Source organism: Lysinibacillus sp. ZYM-1, from assembly GCF_001308875.1.
Classification (GTDB): domain Bacteria; phylum Bacillota; class Bacilli; order Bacillales_A; family Planococcaceae; genus Lysinibacillus.
Genome location: NZ_KQ465160.1, coordinates 1 through 17,474, shown reverse-complemented (window position 1 = coordinate 17,474; position 17,474 = coordinate 1). Strand labels below are relative to the sequence as shown.

Sequence of the window (17,474 nt, the reverse complement as noted above, 5' to 3'; positions counted from 1 at the left end):
CTTGAAATTAATCTTATGAATAAGTGATAGATAAATACAAAGTGATATTCTACCCGAAAGGGTTGGAAAGTCATTTACACAAAAATATTGACGCTCCCATTTCCATGAATTAGACTATTCTGTCTTGTTATTTTAAGTATAATTCTTCATAATCTAATTCTATTTTTGGGCATAACTCATCAACTGTGTTATTCAACAATCTGGCCCGTTTGTTGAACAAGAGTGATTTTGAATACATATTTATTTAAACATTTCAAAATGGATAGCTAATTATTTTGAAATGTTTAATAGGTGATATCAGCTAAATATCACCTATTGTTCAACTAACAGGCAGAATAGTTAAAGAATATTTAGGGTACGTTACTTCTAAAAAGGAGTAATCTAAATGAGAAATCCTACCTTAATTAGTTTATTTGTATTTATATTTTTGTTCAGTTTTTCTATGTTATTAGAAAATCCTGTTTATTCACAAACTACACCTTCAGATAAAAATGACTATTTACATCCTTCAAATAAGGAAAAAGTTATTGATGAAACTGTAGATGAATTTTACCAGTCATTAAGAGACCTAAAGTATCCTATACATCAGGAAGTTTATCAAAGATTTAAGCAGAAGCCAAATCAACAGCAACGACATTTGGATACTGTTCTTTTTAAAGAAATGCCTGATGCATCTGTAAATGTTAGAAAAAAATTATTGTTCAATGAGGTAGAAAGATTAAATTATATAACTTTTGATGGAAATATTCTTCGTACTTACCCTGATATAGATATTAACTACCATCAGACCGTTAGCCCCGATAGGCAAGTTTATTTCTTTTATTCCTTTAAAGACACAGATAAAGAATTTAGAGGTAATTATGCAATTTATGATGTTGAAACAAAAGAAATGGTAGCAGGTGGAAGTACTTATATGCCAAAGCTCAATCTTACAAGGAACACTTATGATAAAGAAAGATAAATTTAGGTGAAATAGCAAAAGGGTTGTGTTCGTCTTGTTTAACTCACAGGGGCTTTATTGAAGAAACTTTGGAATTTTATTGTGATAAAAAAATTAAATTGTTGTAGTAAATGAGGTCATATATTGTACAAAAAGGATAGATGTAATCAGGTATAATACCCTGTGCATCTATCCTTTTCTTTCTACCCTCTATAATGTGTGACATTTTAACAAAACATATAATTATCAAGTTCCATATTTATTTTCTTGACTTTTAATAAAAAAGACATTCACCTGTTTTTTTTATTTCGGATAATAGGAAAATCCCGGATATTTCACCACTGGCCATTTTTCCTTTCTTAGCGCTTGTATTAACTCGGGACCAATCTGTAAATTGCTTTGTACCAGTTCAGTTGGTGTTAGTGCCATCCATTGATTTAACGACACATCCTGGAATCGATCACTTTTAAACATTTCTAAAAACCATAACGGCTCCGTACCCGTATTCTCAATATAGTGACCCGTCGCAAATGGCACATAGCCCACATCTCCTGCGCGATAATCGAATGTTCGAGCAGTTCCATCACCTATGAATACTGTCATACGTCCTTTTCCTTGTAGATAATATTGCCATTCATCATTATTAGGATGCCAATGCAATTCCCGCATTGCACCAGGGTCTATTTCAACTAATGCCGCCGCAATATTTTTAGAAATTGGGAAATTGGTAGAGTCTACAATACGCACACTGCCCCCGGGTGTTTTCAATGGAGGCTGAGCTAACAAGCGGTACTTAAAAGTCTTTGGCACTTTGCCATAAGGAGATTGGACTTTTTGCGAGTCAATAGATCCAGGAACTTTATCTTGATAAATATACACCTGTTCGCTCGGAATATTATCGAAGGCACTAATTGGAACACCAAAATTTGCTGATAGCACATCCTTCGGGGTATGGGCAAACCAATCCGAAATCGAAAGTGTATTGAGATCAGAGAAATTTCCATCATCAAATACTAATAAAAATTCACAACCATCCTCTAATCCTTGTATAGAATGCGGGATTCCTGGTGGAAAGTACCATAAATCACCAGGACCCACATCAGCAATAAAGTTACAGCCATCTTGATCGACCGCCGTAATTCGCGCATGACCCAGTAACATATAAGACCACTCTGCCTGCTGATGCCAATGCAGCTCACGTACGCCTCCTGGTGTCAAACTCATATTGACACCCGCCATTGTTGTGGCAATCGGTAATTCACGGACCGTAATTTCCCGAGACCATCCCCCCTGATTTAAGGTCATATGGGTGTCTGAAAATGAAAATCGCAAGTTAGGAATCAAACCCGCATCTGTCGTTGGCGGTACCAGCATATCAGGATTTTCTAAATCTCTCATTATATCGCGTGGCCCTTTATCCACTCCTCCAGCTCCATCACTTCGAATGGGCTGAGGCACCTGAAAATAACCTGGTGGCAAATTCTCCAATCGTTCACCTCTTTATGTTAGAAATCGAAATAAAACGCTATGATTCTCTAAAATGTATGGGTGTGCAGCTCAGATTATGCGCTTTCTTTTGAGGAAGTCTGTTTCACCTTAATGATCACTTCTACCCCATTTTGGAGCGGGTTCTTCATTCTTTCTTGATCCCCCGTACCTGCTACTTGGGTAAATTATCAATGGACACAGAAGCTACTCAATCTCCTTCGCCTCAATTACACATTCATGCAAGATTTGTAAGCCTTCCCGCAATTCTTCGTAGGTTGCGTATGCATAGGATAAACGAATATGGTGATGATCTTGAGGGTCGTAGATATAGCCTGGATTAATTAATACTTGTCGCTGCAATAGCTTCACAAAGAACTCTTTATCGACAAGAGGCTTATGAAACTTGAGCCAAATATAAAAGCCTCCCCTTGGCTTATGCCAATCAGCCAATCCCTTAAAGTTTTCCTGTAAAATTCGTTCTGTAAAATCGGCTCGATCCTGCAATTGTTGACGTAAATTTATAAGATGTTTTTCATATTTTCCTGATTGTAGCCAATGCAGGACAATTTCTTGTGAAATGGCACTTGAACCATAGTCCGTTTGCATTTTTATATCTGCTAATCGTTCAATGACTGTCGTTGGGCCGATAAGCCAGCCAATTCGTAGCCCAGGACTTAGCGTTTTGGAGACACTGCCAATATAAAGGACCTGTCCGCTACTATCCATTGCTTTTATCGGAGGTAATGGGTCCTCAAAAAGCAATTCATGGTAGACATCGTCTTCTATAATAGGAATACGTGCTGCCTGGCAAGCTTCATATAGCTGCTTTTTTTCCAAAGATGTCCATACCTGACTTGTAGGATTATGTAATGTAGGAATGGCATAAAACACGGCTTGTTTTTTTCGTTTCCTTTGGGCCAATGTTTGTGCAAGCTGTTCATCTCGTTGTATCCCGATCATTTGCATACCAACGGATTGAAATGGATGGACCGAATTCAAATAGGAGGTCGGTTCCTGAAAAACGATGGACCCTTGCTCTAGTAAACCAACGGCAATTAGCTGTAAGGCTTGTAGTGCACCTGAGACAATACAGACTTGCTGCGGCTCCGCATCAATACCCCTTTTCTGTACATACTCACAGATAGCTGATCGAAGTTGATCATTGCCCTGTGGCGAAGAATAGCCTAATGCTTTTGGCTGCAATGATAGCTCCCGAAGTGAAGCTTCAATTTCCTCTGTTGGTAACAGACTAGGTGCTAGTTCTCCTGTTCCTAAACGAATCACATCATCACGCTGCTCGTATTCATTTATTAATTGGATTGTATGGTAATTTGGCTTATGGAGACTCGTTTCAATATAGTTTTGCCAATTCGGCTGTGTTTGTTGAATTAATGCATGCCAGGAATTGTGTGTGACATAAACGCCTGAGCCTACCTTTGCTTCAAGGATGCCCATCGCCTTTAATTCTTCTAAAGCCTGTTGAACCGTACTTCGATTTACGCCAAACTGCATGGCCAACTGTCTTTGAGTAGGCAGTCTGGTACCTGCTGCCCAATCTCCTCGTTCGACTTTTGCTGTTACCCACTGAACAATTTGTTGCTGCAATGTGGTGTCATTCTGTCTGTTTGGCTGCCAGCTCATGGTCATCACCTTTCATTCAAAATTGGGTGGATAAAAAACCATCCAATTGGTCGTTTTCTTTTAGTTATATCATAGCTAGAATGAGTAATGAAAGGAGGGATTGATCGTTGGAAGCATTTCTTCACGGCATCGTTTTAGCATTTGGTCTCATTTTGCCATTAGGCGTACAAAATGTTTTTGTTTTTTCACAAGGTGCTACACAACCAAATTTATTGCGTGCTCTGCCAGCAAGTGTGACAGCTGCCATCTGTGATACAGTGTTAATTTTACTAGCGGTATTCGGTCTATCGTTAATTGTCCTACAATTTGAATGGCTACGTATTACTTTAATGTCGGTTGGTATACTTTTCTTACTTTATATGGGCTATTCCATTTGGCGTTCTAGTCCAGCAACCGCAGATCAGAGTGAAGCACTCCCCATAAAAAAACAAATTCTTTTCGCACTTTCTGTGTCGCTTCTGAATCCACATGCCATTTTAGATACAATCGGCGTCATTGGCACGAGTGCATTAAAATATAATGGTACAGAGCAAATGATCTTCACTACAGCATGTGTCTTGATTTCTTGGCTATGGTTTTTCGGTCTTACTATAACTGGAGCCTCTTTCCAAAAGCTTGATAGCTCAGGAAATCTGATGAAAATTTTCACTAAATGCTCGGCCATTTTCATTTGGGCAACAGCCTGTTATCTCGCGATTGGCCTCCTATAAGATACATAGAAAATGCTCAGGATTTCTCCTGAGCATTTCTTTTATAAGGAGACAAAAACAGTGAGCTTTTCATCAAATAGCTCTGTTTCTGCCAATCTAGCCTCTTTCCATTCCTCGCCATAATGGATTGCCTTGACTAATACATTTGCTTGTAATAAAGCTTCGTGCTGCTGGATGATCGAGAGTACCATTTCGCTACCGCTAAAGGCAATTGATATATATTGTTCAACAGGCAGCTGCCACTTTTTACGAGAATCTTGAATGAAACGAATTAATTCTCGCATTTGCCCCTCTTGTAGCAGACTCTCTGTTAATTGTACATTCATCAGTACACGGCAAGTGCTATCTTCGGCTAAAATATAATGTTCATTCACAATTGCATCAGCTATGACATGGCTTAATAACAATGTTAGCTGTTCCCCTTCAATCACGATATTCACTTCACCGTTTTGCTGTAGCTTCTCTTTCTCTTCATCCGTTAATGCCATGATATACGCTTTTACTTGATTGACCTTTGAACCAAACGCAGCTCCAGCTGTTTTGAAATTAAGCTTATATTGGACACTTTCATAAGCTGAGAAATCATGGGTCCATTTGCAAACCTTCATGTTTAACTCCTCTTGAATTAGCTCGCTATAGGTTTGATAATCAGCCAGCTCCCCAGCTACCGCAACAATAAGTTCATTTAATGGCTGTTTGACCTTCATCCCCTGACTATTGCGAATGCTTCTCCCAAGTTCCACAACCGTTAAAACTGTGGCCATTTCTTGTTCAAGTTGACGATTCACTAGTTTTTCATTAAAGATTGGATAGTCTTCTACATGCACACTTTTGCTAGTTAATTGTCGGTAAATATCTTCTGAGATAAAGGGTGTGAACGGTGCAAGTAATTGACAAATACTCGTTAAAACCTCATACAGGGTACTAAATGCACCACGTTTATCCGCTGTCATCCCATTTGCCCAAAATCTTGCACGGGAACGACGAATATACCAATTGCTAAGCTCTTCAACTAATTGAGCAATTTCCCGAGTCGCATGTGTAAATTGATAATCATCCATAGAAGCAGTGACAAGCTGGATGGTGTGATGTAAGCGAGACAATATCCAATGATCTAAAGGTGTTCGTGTACCTGTGTTTGTAGCATCATACGTAAAACCATCAATGTCGGCATATAGCTGATAAAATTTAAACGTATTATCCAATGTATCCACTAGCTTTGATTTCGCATCTATCACAATCTTCTTGGAGAAACGCTTTGGATTCCATGGAGAGCTATCTATTAAAAAAGCCCAACGTAAAGCGTCCGCTCCATATTGCTCGATTAACTCTACAGGTTCTAGTGCATTGCCTTTACTTTTCGACATCTTTTGTCCATGTTCATCCAACACATGCCCTAAGGATAGCACCTGTTTATAAGGTGGTTTTCCTGTAAATAACGTTGATACTGCTAATAAGCTATAGAAAAAACCGCGTGTCTGGTCGATTCCCTCAATGACAACATCTGCTGGAAATTGATTATGAAAAGTCTTGACATCTTCAAAAGGATAATGGTGCTGGGCAAAGGGCATCGATCCACTATCAAACCATACATCGATAACCTCTGGTGTACGCTTCATATCTCCCTCACAGACAGGACAAGTACAATCAATTTCATCAATAAATGGTTTATGAAGCTCTATTTGCTGATCGACAGCCCCTTTGGCTAATTTTTTTAATGCAGCGATACTATTAGGAGCTTCCTCATGTCCGCAATCCTGACAAATCCATACATTCAATGGTGTACCCCAATAGCGGTTACGGCTTATATTCCAATCCACTATATTTTCGAGGAAGTTGCCAAATCGACCGTCCTTGATATGACTAGGATACCAAGTCACTTGTTGATTGTTTTGTAGTAACTGCTCTTTTAAAGCTGACATCTTGATAAACCAGCTATCCGTTGCGTAATACAACAATGGTGAATCACAGCGCCAGCAATGTGGGTAACTATGCTCATATTTTTCTTTACTAAATAAGAGCTCTTTTTTCGCAAGCATTTTTATTATATCGACATCACAATCTTTCACAAATCGTCCGACAAGCTCCGGCACCGCTTCTGTGTAACACCCTTTCAAATCCACTACATTGACAAAGGACAAGCCATGCTGCTGAACCGTTTTATAATCATCCTCCCCATATGCTGGTGCAATATGCACGATCCCAGTACCGCTATTCTCAGTTACATAATCAGCCATTACCACAACATGACCATGATCAACGTTTACATAAGAAATTGGTGGTTGATACGCAACACCAGCAAACTCCTGCCCATCATGCTCACTTAAAACTTCCACAGATTCTGTGAAAACCTTTGACACCAGCGATTTGGCGAGAATATATACTTTATCGGCTTGTTTTACCCGTACATATTTTAGGGATGGATTCATGGCCAATGCCACATTAGCAGGTAATGTCCATGGCGTCGTTGTCCAGCCTAAGAAATATTCGTTTCGATCGGCTAGCTTAAACATCGCTGTGGCAGATAAATCTTTCACATCCTTATAGCCTTGTGCTACCTCGTGTGAGCTTAAAGACGTTTGACAGCTAGGGCAATATGGTGAAACTCGATGTCCCTTATATAAAAGCTTTTCCTTGTACACATGGCTTAAAATATGCCACACCGATTCTATATAGTCATTACTTAATGTGAGATATGGATCATCCATATCAAGCCAATAACCAAGCTGCTCTGTAAAGGAACGCCATTTTTGTTCGTAGGTAAAAACACTATTTTTACACGCTTGAATGAAACGCTCTACCCCATAATTCTCAATTTCTTGCTTGCCAGAGATGCCTAACGTCTTTTCAACCCCTAGTTCCACAGGTAAACCATGTGTATCCCAGCCAGCTTTACGTTCAACAAAATAGCCTTGCATTGTTTTATAGCGGGCCACCACATCTTTAATCGTTCTACCAAAGGCGTGACCAACATGTGGTAAACCATTTGCTGTGGGTGGTCCCTCGTAAAATACAAAGGGCTGCTGTCCAGCACGATTTGTTACGGATGCTAAAAATGTGCCTTCTTGCTCCCACAATGCACGTATTCGTGTTTCTCGTTCAAGCGTCGTTTCTTTCTTTTGTTCTGTTTGCATATAATATTTCCTCCTATACAATACTATTTTGTATAAAAGGCATACAAAAAACCCCGTCCCAAGGAAAGGGACGGGGTTAACCGCGAATACCACCCTAATTCTATTGACACATTGGTCAATAGCACTCAGCAACGTACTATCATACGTGTTCTTTTTAACGGTAGACACCCGGGTTGGCTTACTTTATTCTGCTAACCTTCTCAGAGAGGATCTTCATGTAACACCTGCACACCGACTTCCACCAAATGTCGGCTCTCTGTAGAACAAAATGAAACATTACTTTTTCTCATCAACGAATTTGTATGCTTTTATTGTCACTCATCTTATCAAATTACCAATTGTCTGTCAACAGTGGACAACCTTAATAAATTTCGTGAAGACAAGTGACAATGCTTTGATGGAGAGCTGCATATTGCGATTGGTGAGTTGTTTGAATAAAAAAGCTCTTTAGCAATGTTTTACTATTGAATAGCACCATTCTGTAATGTTCTTCATTCAACTGTTCCTTTAATGCGGCTAAAGTTAATGGCATTTGCTGCACTAAATGAATCACCTCTTTTTGTGCTAAACCATGCTCCAACATCGCGAATATAGGCACTAATAGTCTTTCATCCTCATCATGAATAAAGAGATAATGAGGTTGTAAATAAATGGACCATAATGCATGTAAAATATCAACATAGGCAGTTTTCAGCGATTTAGGATTTTTCACAAGTTCATCTATGGCATCTGATACATGAGCCACACTATGCGCCCACCCCTTGCCAGGCACATAGCCCCTAACATCCTTTTCCGCTTTTACATAGGCCAGTAACTTCGTTTGACAGTCCTCTATGTCACCCTTAGATAAAAAATCATCCGCTAGATCCCTTGCTAAAATAAGTGCTACTAATAATGATGTAAAGGAGCGAGTAAAGACCCAATCAGATTCCTTTTCTTCGATACCCTTAAATAATAAATGGTTCAAGCTGTAACCCCACAGTTCCGTTAAGTGATGATCATCCAGTAGATTTTTTTCTAAAATCCACTCATAGAAGCTGCCATAAATATAGGTATCTCTTAGTTCACTATCAGTAGAGCCGATATGGGCTAGCATGGCCTGCAAAAGCTGCTCTTGATTCTCTTGCTCCATAGTAGTTTGACCCTTTTTCAATGCCATTAATCTATCCTTTAAAACTTCTTCCTTCCATACATCTTGTATCAACTGGCTGACTCCCCTTTGCTTATTCATTGTTATGCTCAATACTACTTTCTCGATATAGCCCATCTAACCTCCATCCATCATGAAAACGGACATATGTAAATTCCTTTCGCCGATTATCCATGTGCACAATTACCTTACTGCTCCAAGGAAAGGTTGAAGCATATATTTGCCCCTAGCGAACTTCTGCTATGTCATCCACTACGCTAAGAAGTGTAGACGGTGCGATCGTATTATGGGTCAAATAATATTGACAATCTGGATTGTCCTCTATTTCTTCCATTACCTGCTGGTGGAAGGCAATCACCTGTTTGTTTGCCTGATAAAGTGAAAAGATGAGAGCACCGCCAAATAGAACCATCAGTGTTGCCACAATGAGGACATGCTTTTTCTTCAATGCTATGTAAAACACCCAACATAGGACAACCCAAAAAACCTCTCCAACCGAAACGAAATACCGAATAGTCATGAAAATGAATAACCATAAAGCCATCGGCCAACCCCAAGTGGATTCTTCCTGTGACATACTTTTTAAATAAATCAGTAGGAGCGGATTGCTTAGGAAAAAGCAGTTGCATTATCCAATAGAGCAAATAGCAACCCATCACCTCATTAACTTAGTAAAATATTACAAATATTCTATATGAATCCAACCATAAAGAAAAGACTAGACATTCTAAATTGTTAAATGTCTAGTCTTTTTATTAATATTCCTTCACTATTTTCATCTCTACTATATCTTTAAAATCAATGAAAGGTTGAGAGCCATCGTTCCCAATCGCCTGGCTATATTGCACTTCCACTCGATCACCAACTGATAGTGTTTTTGGGACATCCACTAGAGGGAACCATGTACCATTACTATGTTTTTGCACCAGTTCATCTACAGATAATTGACCAACCTCGTTATCAAAGACGCCCGAGACAACCAAAAATTCATGTTCCTTGATCGCTAAGACAGTTCCACTTCTTTTCCACATCATTTGACTTTCCTTCTCTGGGAGTCTATATTTTTCTTGTAAAGAAGCAATGTCTTTACGATAGTGCTGCTTTAAATAGTGCATGGCCTCTTGCTCCACGAACCATGTACGGATTTGGTCACTTGTATTTATATAATCGGCTCTGCTTGCCTCCATTAATAAATTCACTGAAGCCATTTTATAAGCAATTGACATTCCATATGTGGCTATAAACTCTTCTTCTGTCATTTGCAGCATTTGTAGTCGTTCATTCATTGTGGGCATTGTATCATAGCTAAAATCTTCCATAATTTGCTCTAGTTCTTTTTCTACTTGCTCCAGTGAGGGTATGAACTTCCTTGATTGCGCATTCGCAAAAGTCGATTCAAGATATAAAAAACTATCAAAGCTTGCTCTATAGAGGCGTTTTTTTCCATTGAAATACGTATCCTTTTGTAACTGAAGCTCTATAATTCGTTCATCTAATACTGGTGGAATGTTGGAGGCTTGTTGTAGATTATCTTTGTATTGATTAAGTATAAAAAGTCCTAAACATACGTTCAAAATTATGGTTAACACACCATATTGCCAACGTTTTGAAGAATTTTTTTCATCGCGTTGTTCTAGCTGCTGAACAACATTTGCCATCACACGCTTTTTGCTTTCTGATAAATCTCTTACTACTCGAACATCGACTTTACTCATGCAGAAGCACCTCCCATTCAACATGCCATAGCTTAGGTTTTAGTAGTTCTCGCCCACGACGTAGCCTCGTCTTGACTGTACTTTCAGGAATGTTTAACAGCTTCGCTATATCCAGCACAGACATTTCTTCAAAATAAAAATGAATGATAACCTCACGCTGTTTGAATGGTAGTGCGAGGATGGCATTTTCAATTAATGTTCGTTCATCTTGCTGACAAGCATATCCCTTCTCATGATCGTCTGCTTGGCAAAAATTTTCTGCTGTACTTGGATTTTACGATAGGTCCAACTCCGCAAATAATCTTTACTTCTGTTAATGACTAGCGTCGATAAATAAGCCTTTAACTCGCCGCGTTCCTCATAATTTTGTGGGTTATGATAAAATTTTATAAAGACATCCTGCACGATATCTTCTGCACTTTGTAAATTTCTTACATAGTACGGTGCTCATAACTTGGAGGTTTGTTTTTTTGTATTTATCTTAAATCATTGTCAGTAAATGGTGTGATCACCTTTTTTTCCATTGAAGATAACACAATATTTGTAGAAGGTGTACCATAAGGCATAGCCGCATCAATAAATTGTTCCAATGTTTCTACAGAGTAGGTTGCTAGTTTGACAATATAGCTAATCTCCCCCGCTACTCGATAACATTCAAGAACATCCGGATGAGCATTACAAAAATCAGATAGGCTTTTACAATCGATGGATTTAAATAAAATAATCGCCTGAATGGTACGTTCCAATTTTTTGACGTTCACCTTTGCGTGGTATCCTTCAATCACACCTTGTTCCTCAAGCTTTTTGACGCGTTCAATAACAGCGGGAGAAGATAAATGAACGGTAGTGGCTAATTCTTTCATCGAGATTTTGGCATTCTGCTGTAACTGCTGTAAAATTTGAGTATCAATTTGATCCACGGTTAATCACCTTTCTTAATCAACTATTATTCTTATAATTCCTTTTATAATAAGGGAATTTATCTAAATTACATTATACAACTTCTGTTACTGGTAGGCTTCTTTGATTACAATAAAAGCATAAAGGAGGCGTAATCAAATGAAAAAAATATTGTTACTTTTAGCAAATGGCTTTGAGGCTGTGGAAGCTAGTGTTTTTACAGATGTGCTGGGTTGGAATAAATGGGAAGGTGATGGAACAACAGAGGTAGTCACTGTAGGGTTACATGCACAGCTACAATGTACCTGGAATTTTAAGGTCACGCCTGAGAAATTGCTGCATGAAATTGATTTAGCGGAATTTGATGCATTGGCTATCCCAGGTGGCTTTGAGGAAGCGGGATTTTATGAGGATGCCTTTAGCGAGGAATTTCAAGCGGTTGTTCGGCATTTTGATGATCAGAAAAAACCGATTGCAACGATATGCGTAGCTTCTCTAATATTAGGACATAGTGGTATTCTACATAATCGTCAAGCGACAACTTACAATCATCCAACAAGTAAACGATTAGGACAGCTCGAAAGCTATGGTGCGGCTATTGTCAACGAGCGCATTGTGCAAACAGAACATCTTATAACTTCCTCCAACCCAGGTACTGCCTTTGATGTAGCCTTTCGCTTACTAGAAACACTGACATCTACCACAAATACGGCGAGAGTAAGAGACTTAATGGGCTTTCACTAATATACAAAAAGTAGGCTTACACCATGTATTTGGGGTAAACCTACTTTTTATTTTGTATTTCTATTATTTGCTGACTGGTGGTGCTGTTTCAGTTGCGTTTAAATCTATTTCCTTCGCATTTTCTAGCACATCTTTTGGAATTGTAATTGTTGTCACAGCATTGAAATCATGATATTTGATCGTTGTTTGCTGTTTTGTTTTTATCGAATTGCCTTCTACTTTCATGCTCATTGTCATATCCATAGCAATTTCTTCGACATCATATGTTTCTTTATTAATCACTAATTTGTAAGTGAGGCTATCAAAAGACATATTGCCTAATTGTCCTTCCAAATCAGCATCCATACCTAAATCCATGGCACCAATCTGCTGCTTCACTAGTTCTGTGAATTTATCACCGGCACCCTTCAGCGTTAGTTCATAACGGCTCGCTGTTTCCTTTAATGTGAAGTCTTCAGCAAATGATTGTAGCATCTTTAATTGCTCCGCTGCATCTGGCTGCATTCCTGTTTGACTAAGCACATCCTCAAATAATTGTTTCGGGAACTTTACCCAAGCCTTTTGATCAGCCTCATACATATACATACCATCTTTAGCCGTCATATACATTTTAATCGGCAAATTAATCGCTTCACCACTTGTTGGATCTGTTAGTGACATAGTTCCATCCGTAAAGAATTGCATTGGCTCCGTAACAATTTCCATAGTCATATTGCCTTTAGAATCCATTTTCATTGTTTCTTTACCGTCATTTGCCTCTACTGACTGAGAAATCGTCATTGTAGCCTTCATGCTTTTTAATTCTTTCTGCTTAGCTAATGCTTTTGTGAACACTTCCTCTAACAAAGCACTATCATTTGTTGTAGTAGGTTTTTCTTCCGTTACCTGCTCTTCTTGTGGTTGTTCCACATTTTCTTCAGTTGTAGGTTGTGTATCCACAGCTAAGCCTAATGCATTCACAATGAATGTTGCTAATTGACCACGTGTAACGTTTTTCTCTACACCAAATTCTGTAGCAGTAACACCTTTTGCAATACCTGCCTCATATAATGCCGTAACAGCATCTGCAAATGGACTATTTTGTGGTACATCTGTAAATGGACTTTTTCCTTCTGCTGTTAAGCCTGCTGCCTGTGCCACCATTACCGCCATTTGACCACGTGTAATCGTCTCATCTGGACGGAAAGTGTCATCCTCATAGCCATTTACTACACCTAAATTAACCAATGTAACAATCGCCTTATAGTATGGGCTAGATGTCGCTACATCCTTGAAATTTGGATTTTCAACGTTCTCCTTATCCGTTGTTGTTAGATGGAAAGCACTTGCAATCATCTTCACCGCTTGTCCACGTGTTACGTCCTGTGATGGCTTAAATGTTCCATCTGGAAATCCATTAATTATATCTGCTGCATGTAATGTTGAAATACTTTTAAAATGTGTATAATCTTCGCTTACATCTGAAAATGGACTAGCTGCCGATACAGGTACTACTGCTACAGCTGTCATTGCTGCTGCCGCCGTTGCGGCCATGTAAAACTTATTTCTTTTCTTTGTCATTATAGATCTTCCCCCATTTATGTAAATATTTAAAGGCTTACATTTTAATTTTATATAAACATTTGGGAAAATGCTATGTATTTGGCAAATTAAAAGCCGATTTTAGCCAATTTATCCGCCATTTGATTCGTTTTATCCGTCACTTTTGAAGCTATATCCATCACTTATTGAATTCTATCCGTCACTTTTGCCGTTCTATCCGTCAAACAAAAAAACCGATCTCCTAAGAGATCGGTTTTATATTGTTATGAATGATTACTCAGCAGCTTTTGCGCGTAGAACCATTTGTAGGATACCACCATGACGGTAGTAATCTACTTCTACTTCTGAGTCGAAACGAGCTAAAGCTTGGAAAGTTTTAACTGTGCCGTCTTCAGATTTAGCAGTTACTGTTAAGATTTCACGTGGCTTCACGTTGTCAGTAATGTTAACAGAGATTTCTTCTTTACCATTTAAGCCTAATGTTTCAGCAGATTCACCTGGCATGAATTGAAGTGGAAGAACACCCATCATTACTAAGTTAGAACGGTGGATACGCTCGTAAGATTGTGCGATAACAGTTTTCACGCCAAGTAGGAATGTACCTTTCGCAGCCCAGTCACGAGAAGAACCCATACCATAGTCGTTACCAGCAAGTACTACTAAGCCAGTACCTTGCTCTTGGTATTTCATACATGCGTCATAGATGTACTCTACTTCACCTGTTGGCCAGTAAGTAGTGAATCCACCTTCTGTACCAGGAGCAACTTGGTTACGGATACGGATGTTTGCAAATGTACCACGCATCATTACTTCGTGGTTACCACGGCGAGAACCATAAGAGTTGAAGTCACGGATTGCAACACCGTTTTCAATTAAATATTTACCTGCAGGTGTATCTTTACCGATTGCACCAGCTGGAGAAATATGGTCAGTTGTGATTGAGTCACCGAACTTCGCCATAATGCGTAAGCCGTCTAAGCCTTTAATAGCTTCTGGCTCTTTTGCAAGACCTTGGAAGAATGGTGGGTTTTGGATGTAAGTTGATTTGTCATCAAATGTGTATAGAGACTCAGTTGATGTTTCAATTGCATTCCATTTTTCGTTCGCTGTGAATACAGTTTCGTATTCTTTTTGGAATAATTCACGGTTAACTACAGTACTTAATACTGCGTTAACTTCTTCAGTTGAAGGCCAGATATCAGCGAAGAATACTTCGTTGCCATCTTTGTCTTTACCGAATGAATCTTTTTGTAGGTCAACATCCACAGTACCAGCAAGTGCATAAGCAACAACAAGTGGTGGTGAAGCTAAGTAGTTAGCTTTTACAAGTGGGTGTACACGGCCTTCGAAGTTACGGTTACCAGAAAGAACTGATGTTACGAATAAGTCATTTTCTTTAATTGCATCTTCGATTTCAGGTAATAATGGACCTGAGTTACCGATACATGTTGTACAACCGTAACCTACAGTGTTGAAACCGATTTGGTCAAGGTAAGTTTGTAAACCTGAATCTTCAAGGTAACCAGTTACAACTTTAGAACCTGGTGCTAAAGAAGTTTTAACCCATTTAGGTACTGTTAGACCTTTTTCTACAGCTTTTTTCGCTACTAAGCCCGCAGCAATTAATACGTATGGGTTAGATGTATTTGTACAAGAAGTGATTGCAGCGATTGCAACAGCACCTGTTGGAATTTCTACATCGCCTTCAGCGAATTTTGCTACAGAAGTTTTTGCGAATTCATCTTCTGTTAAACCGAAACCTTGTGTACCTTGTGGTGCCACTACTGCTTCTTTGTAACGAGAACGCATTTGAGATAGTGGAATTAAGTCTTGTGGACGTTTTGGACCAGAAAGGTTTGGTTCGATTTCAGCTAAGTTTACTTCTAATACGTCAGTGTAAACTGGCTCTAATGTTGGATCGAAGAACATGTGGTTAGACTTTAAGTAAGATTCTACAACCGCGATGTGCTCTTCGTCACGACCAGTTAAACGCATGTAGTTTAATGATTCTTCGTCAATTGCGAAGTAACCACATGTAGCACCATATTCAGGAGCCATGTTAGAGATTGTCGCACGGTCAGCTAGTGGTAATTTAGTTACGCCAGGTCCGAAGAACTCAACGAATTTACCAACTACGCCACGTTGACGTAATACTTGTGTTACTTTTAATGCTAAGTCAGTAGCAGTAGTTCCGTTTGGAAGGTCGCCAACTAATTTAACACCGATAACTTCTGGAATTGGGAAGTATGAAGGTTGACCAAGCATACCTGCTTCAGCTTCGATACCACCTACGCCCCATCCAAGAACGCCAATACCGTTGATCATTGTTGTATGAGAGTCAGTACCTACTACTGAATCTGGGAATGTTTCAAATGTGCCGTCAGCATTTTCGTTTACGTGTACAACTGGAGCTAAGTACTCTAAGTTTACTTGGTGAACGATACCTGTTGCTGGTGGTACAGCACGGAAGTTATTGTAAGCAGTTTGAGCCCATTTTAAGAAGTTATAACGCTCAGCGTTACGTTCGAATTCTAGGTCCATGTTTGCTTGTAGTGCAGATGCATTACCGTATTTGTCAACTTGTACTGAGTGGTCAATTACAAGGTCAACTGGAATAGCAGGGTTGATTTTGCTTGGGTCGCCGCCCATTTCTTTCATTGCAGAACGAAGAGATGCAAGGTCAACAACTACTGGTACACCAGTAAAGTCTTGTAATACAACGCGAGAAGGTTTGAATGGTACTTCTGCTTCTGGATCTGCACCATTTCCCCATTTCGCTAATTCGTTTACGTGTTCTTCTTTAATTACATATGCATCATATTGACGTAAAACAGATTCTAATAATACTTTAATTGAGTAAGGAAGGTTTGAAACTTTTGCAACGCCAGCTTTTTCAATCGCAGCTAAGTCATAGTAATTGTAAGTTTTACCATTTACTTCGAATGATGCGCGGCTGTTGTGTAAATTACCTTGTGCCATTTGCGGATCCCCCTAAATATATCTTTTTGAAAAGGCTTTAAAAAGTGTAGCATCTTTTCTCCAATACCCATGATAACGCATTTATATTCATAAGTAAATTACATTAATATTATACTTTTTGATAAGCATAACTTATGACCTTGGTTTCTATCCTGATGTTTTTAATTTTTTGATGTGCATAATATCAAGGTTTTGTTTTTATGAGGGTTTCTATACCTATCTAACTAAGTGTATTTAAATGTATTTAACTGGGGTACGATGTGGGGTACAAATTGGGGTACATGAATTTTTTCTAAAAATTGTACCCCATAAGAAAATAATAAAAAAATTCTTCACCCGGACAGGTTTATTTATATAGTAGAAATCATAACAAAAAAATTATTTAGAAATACTTCTACTTTTAGAATTATAATTAACTTCTTCGCAATTAAAGGGAGCGTCAATATTTTTGTGTAAATGACTTTCCAACCCTTTCGGGTAGAATATCACTTTGTATTTATCTATCACTTATTCATAAGATTAATTTCAAGC

14 protein-coding genes and 1 other annotated feature are annotated in these 17,474 nt (G+C 38.7%); of the genes, 3 read left to right on the top strand and 11 right to left on the bottom strand.

What is annotated here, in order from left to right; translation table 11 throughout:
* Window positions 1-385 precede the first annotated feature (385 nt).
* Window positions 386-961: a hypothetical protein gene (locus AO843_RS22955; RefSeq protein ID WP_054613374.1), complete on the top strand. Its 576-nt coding sequence runs from the start codon at window positions 386-388 to the stop codon at window positions 959-961.
* A 282-nt stretch (window positions 962-1,243) separates the two neighbouring features.
* Here the strand turns inward: AO843_RS22955 and AO843_RS22950 are convergent, their stop codons facing one another.
* Window positions 1,244-2,428, bottom strand: a complete 1,185-nt coding sequence (locus AO843_RS22950; RefSeq protein WP_054613373.1) for an oxalate decarboxylase family bicupin — start codon at window positions 2,426-2,428, stop codon at window positions 1,244-1,246.
* A 204-nt stretch (window positions 2,429-2,632) separates the two neighbouring features.
* Window positions 2,633-4,069, bottom strand: a complete 1,437-nt coding sequence (locus AO843_RS22945) for an aminotransferase-like domain-containing protein (RefSeq protein WP_054613372.1) — start codon at window positions 4,067-4,069, stop codon at window positions 2,633-2,635.
* Between the two features lie 107 nt (window positions 4,070-4,176).
* Between AO843_RS22945 and AO843_RS22940 the strand changes: the two genes are divergently transcribed.
* Window positions 4,177-4,779: a LysE/ArgO family amino acid transporter gene (locus AO843_RS22940; RefSeq protein ID WP_054613371.1), complete on the top strand. Its 603-nt coding sequence runs from the start codon at window positions 4,177-4,179 to the stop codon at window positions 4,777-4,779.
* Between the two features lie 41 nt (window positions 4,780-4,820).
* Here the strand turns inward: AO843_RS22940 and ileS are convergent, their stop codons facing one another.
* The 7 genes from ileS to AO843_RS22915 form a co-directional block, all read right to left on the bottom strand.
* Window positions 4,821-7,913: an isoleucine--tRNA ligase gene (gene ileS / locus AO843_RS22935; RefSeq protein ID WP_054613370.1), complete on the bottom strand. Its 3,093-nt coding sequence runs from the start codon at window positions 7,911-7,913 to the stop codon at window positions 4,821-4,823.
* A 63-nt stretch (window positions 7,914-7,976) separates the two neighbouring features.
* Window positions 7,977-8,215: a binding site (T-box leader), on the bottom strand.
* A 59-nt stretch (window positions 8,216-8,274) separates the two neighbouring features.
* On the bottom strand, window positions 8,275-9,180 hold the full coding sequence (locus tag AO843_RS22930) for a DUF2785 domain-containing protein (RefSeq protein ID WP_231630236.1): 906 nt from the start codon (window positions 9,178-9,180) through the stop codon (window positions 8,275-8,277).
* Window positions 9,181-9,289: 109 nt separating this feature from the next.
* On the bottom strand, window positions 9,290-9,607 hold the full coding sequence (locus AO843_RS25295; protein ID WP_231630235.1) for a hypothetical protein: 318 nt from the start codon (window positions 9,605-9,607) through the stop codon (window positions 9,290-9,292).
* Window positions 9,608-9,818: 211 nt separating this feature from the next.
* Window positions 9,819-10,778 carry a DUF3221 domain-containing protein gene (locus AO843_RS22920; protein ID WP_054613369.1) on the bottom strand — a complete coding sequence of 320 codons (960 nt, stop codon included), beginning with the start codon at window positions 10,776-10,778 and terminating at the stop codon, window positions 9,819-9,821.
* Window positions 10,771-10,959, bottom strand: a complete 189-nt coding sequence (locus AO843_RS25290; RefSeq protein WP_231630237.1) for a sigma factor-like helix-turn-helix DNA-binding protein — start codon at window positions 10,957-10,959, stop codon at window positions 10,771-10,773. Before AO843_RS25290 ends, AO843_RS22920 begins: the two co-directional genes overlap by 8 nt.
* 11 nt (window positions 10,960-10,970) lie before the next feature.
* Window positions 10,971-11,183, bottom strand: coding sequence for a sigma factor (locus AO843_RS25285; RefSeq protein ID WP_231630234.1), 213 nt, complete (start codon window positions 11,181-11,183; stop codon window positions 10,971-10,973).
* A 71-nt stretch (window positions 11,184-11,254) separates the two neighbouring features.
* A complete protein-coding gene (locus AO843_RS22915) occupies window positions 11,255-11,698 on the bottom strand; it encodes an Lrp/AsnC family transcriptional regulator (RefSeq protein WP_054613368.1) in 444 nt (147 codons plus the stop codon).
* Between the two features lie 139 nt (window positions 11,699-11,837).
* Here AO843_RS22915 and AO843_RS22910 point away from each other — a divergent pair, with 139 nt between their 5' ends.
* A complete protein-coding gene (locus tag AO843_RS22910) occupies window positions 11,838-12,422 on the top strand; it encodes a DJ-1/PfpI family protein (protein WP_054613367.1) in 585 nt (194 codons plus the stop codon).
* 63 nt (window positions 12,423-12,485) lie between these two features.
* Here the strand turns inward: AO843_RS22910 and AO843_RS22905 are convergent, their stop codons facing one another.
* Together AO843_RS22905 and acnA are read right to left on the bottom strand one after the other, a co-directional pair.
* Window positions 12,486-13,982: an S-layer homology domain-containing protein gene (locus tag AO843_RS22905; protein ID WP_054613366.1), complete on the bottom strand. Its 1,497-nt coding sequence runs from the start codon at window positions 13,980-13,982 to the stop codon at window positions 12,486-12,488.
* A 255-nt stretch (window positions 13,983-14,237) separates the two neighbouring features.
* Window positions 14,238-16,943 (bottom strand): aconitate hydratase AcnA, encoded by a 2,706-nt coding sequence (gene acnA / locus AO843_RS22900; protein WP_054613365.1) that lies wholly within the window; start codon window positions 16,941-16,943, stop codon window positions 14,238-14,240.
* Window positions 16,944-17,474 lie beyond the last annotated feature (531 nt).

What these genes read in the sequence shown, in the direction of transcription:
- AO843_RS22955 (WP_054613374.1), top strand. Translation starts at nt 386, where the DNA reads ATGAGAAATCCTACCTTAATTAGTTTATTTGTATTTATATTTTTGTTC.
- AO843_RS22945 (WP_054613372.1), bottom strand. Translation starts at nt 4,069, where the DNA reads ATGAGCTGGCAGCCAAACAGACAGAATGACACCACATTGCAGCAACAA.
- ileS (WP_054613370.1), bottom strand. Translation starts at nt 7,913, where the DNA reads ATGCAAACAGAACAAAAGAAAGAAACGACGCTTGAACGAGAAACACGA.
- AO843_RS22930 (WP_231630236.1), bottom strand. Translation starts at nt 9,180, where the DNA reads ATGGGCTATATCGAGAAAGTAGTATTGAGCATAACAATGAATAAGCAA.
- AO843_RS25295 (WP_231630235.1), bottom strand. Translation starts at nt 9,607, where the DNA reads ATGGCTTTATGGTTATTCATTTTCATGACTATTCGGTATTTCGTTTCG.
- AO843_RS22920 (WP_054613369.1), bottom strand. Translation starts at nt 10,778, where the DNA reads ATGAGTAAAGTCGATGTTCGAGTAGTAAGAGATTTATCAGAAAGCAAA.
- AO843_RS22910 (WP_054613367.1), top strand. Translation starts at nt 11,838, where the DNA reads ATGAAAAAAATATTGTTACTTTTAGCAAATGGCTTTGAGGCTGTGGAA.
- AO843_RS22905 (WP_054613366.1), bottom strand. Translation starts at nt 13,982, where the DNA reads ATGACAAAGAAAAGAAATAAGTTTTACATGGCCGCAACGGCGGCAGCA.
- acnA (WP_054613365.1), bottom strand. Translation starts at nt 16,943, where the DNA reads ATGGCACAAGGTAATTTACACAACAGCCGCGCATCATTCGAAGTAAAT.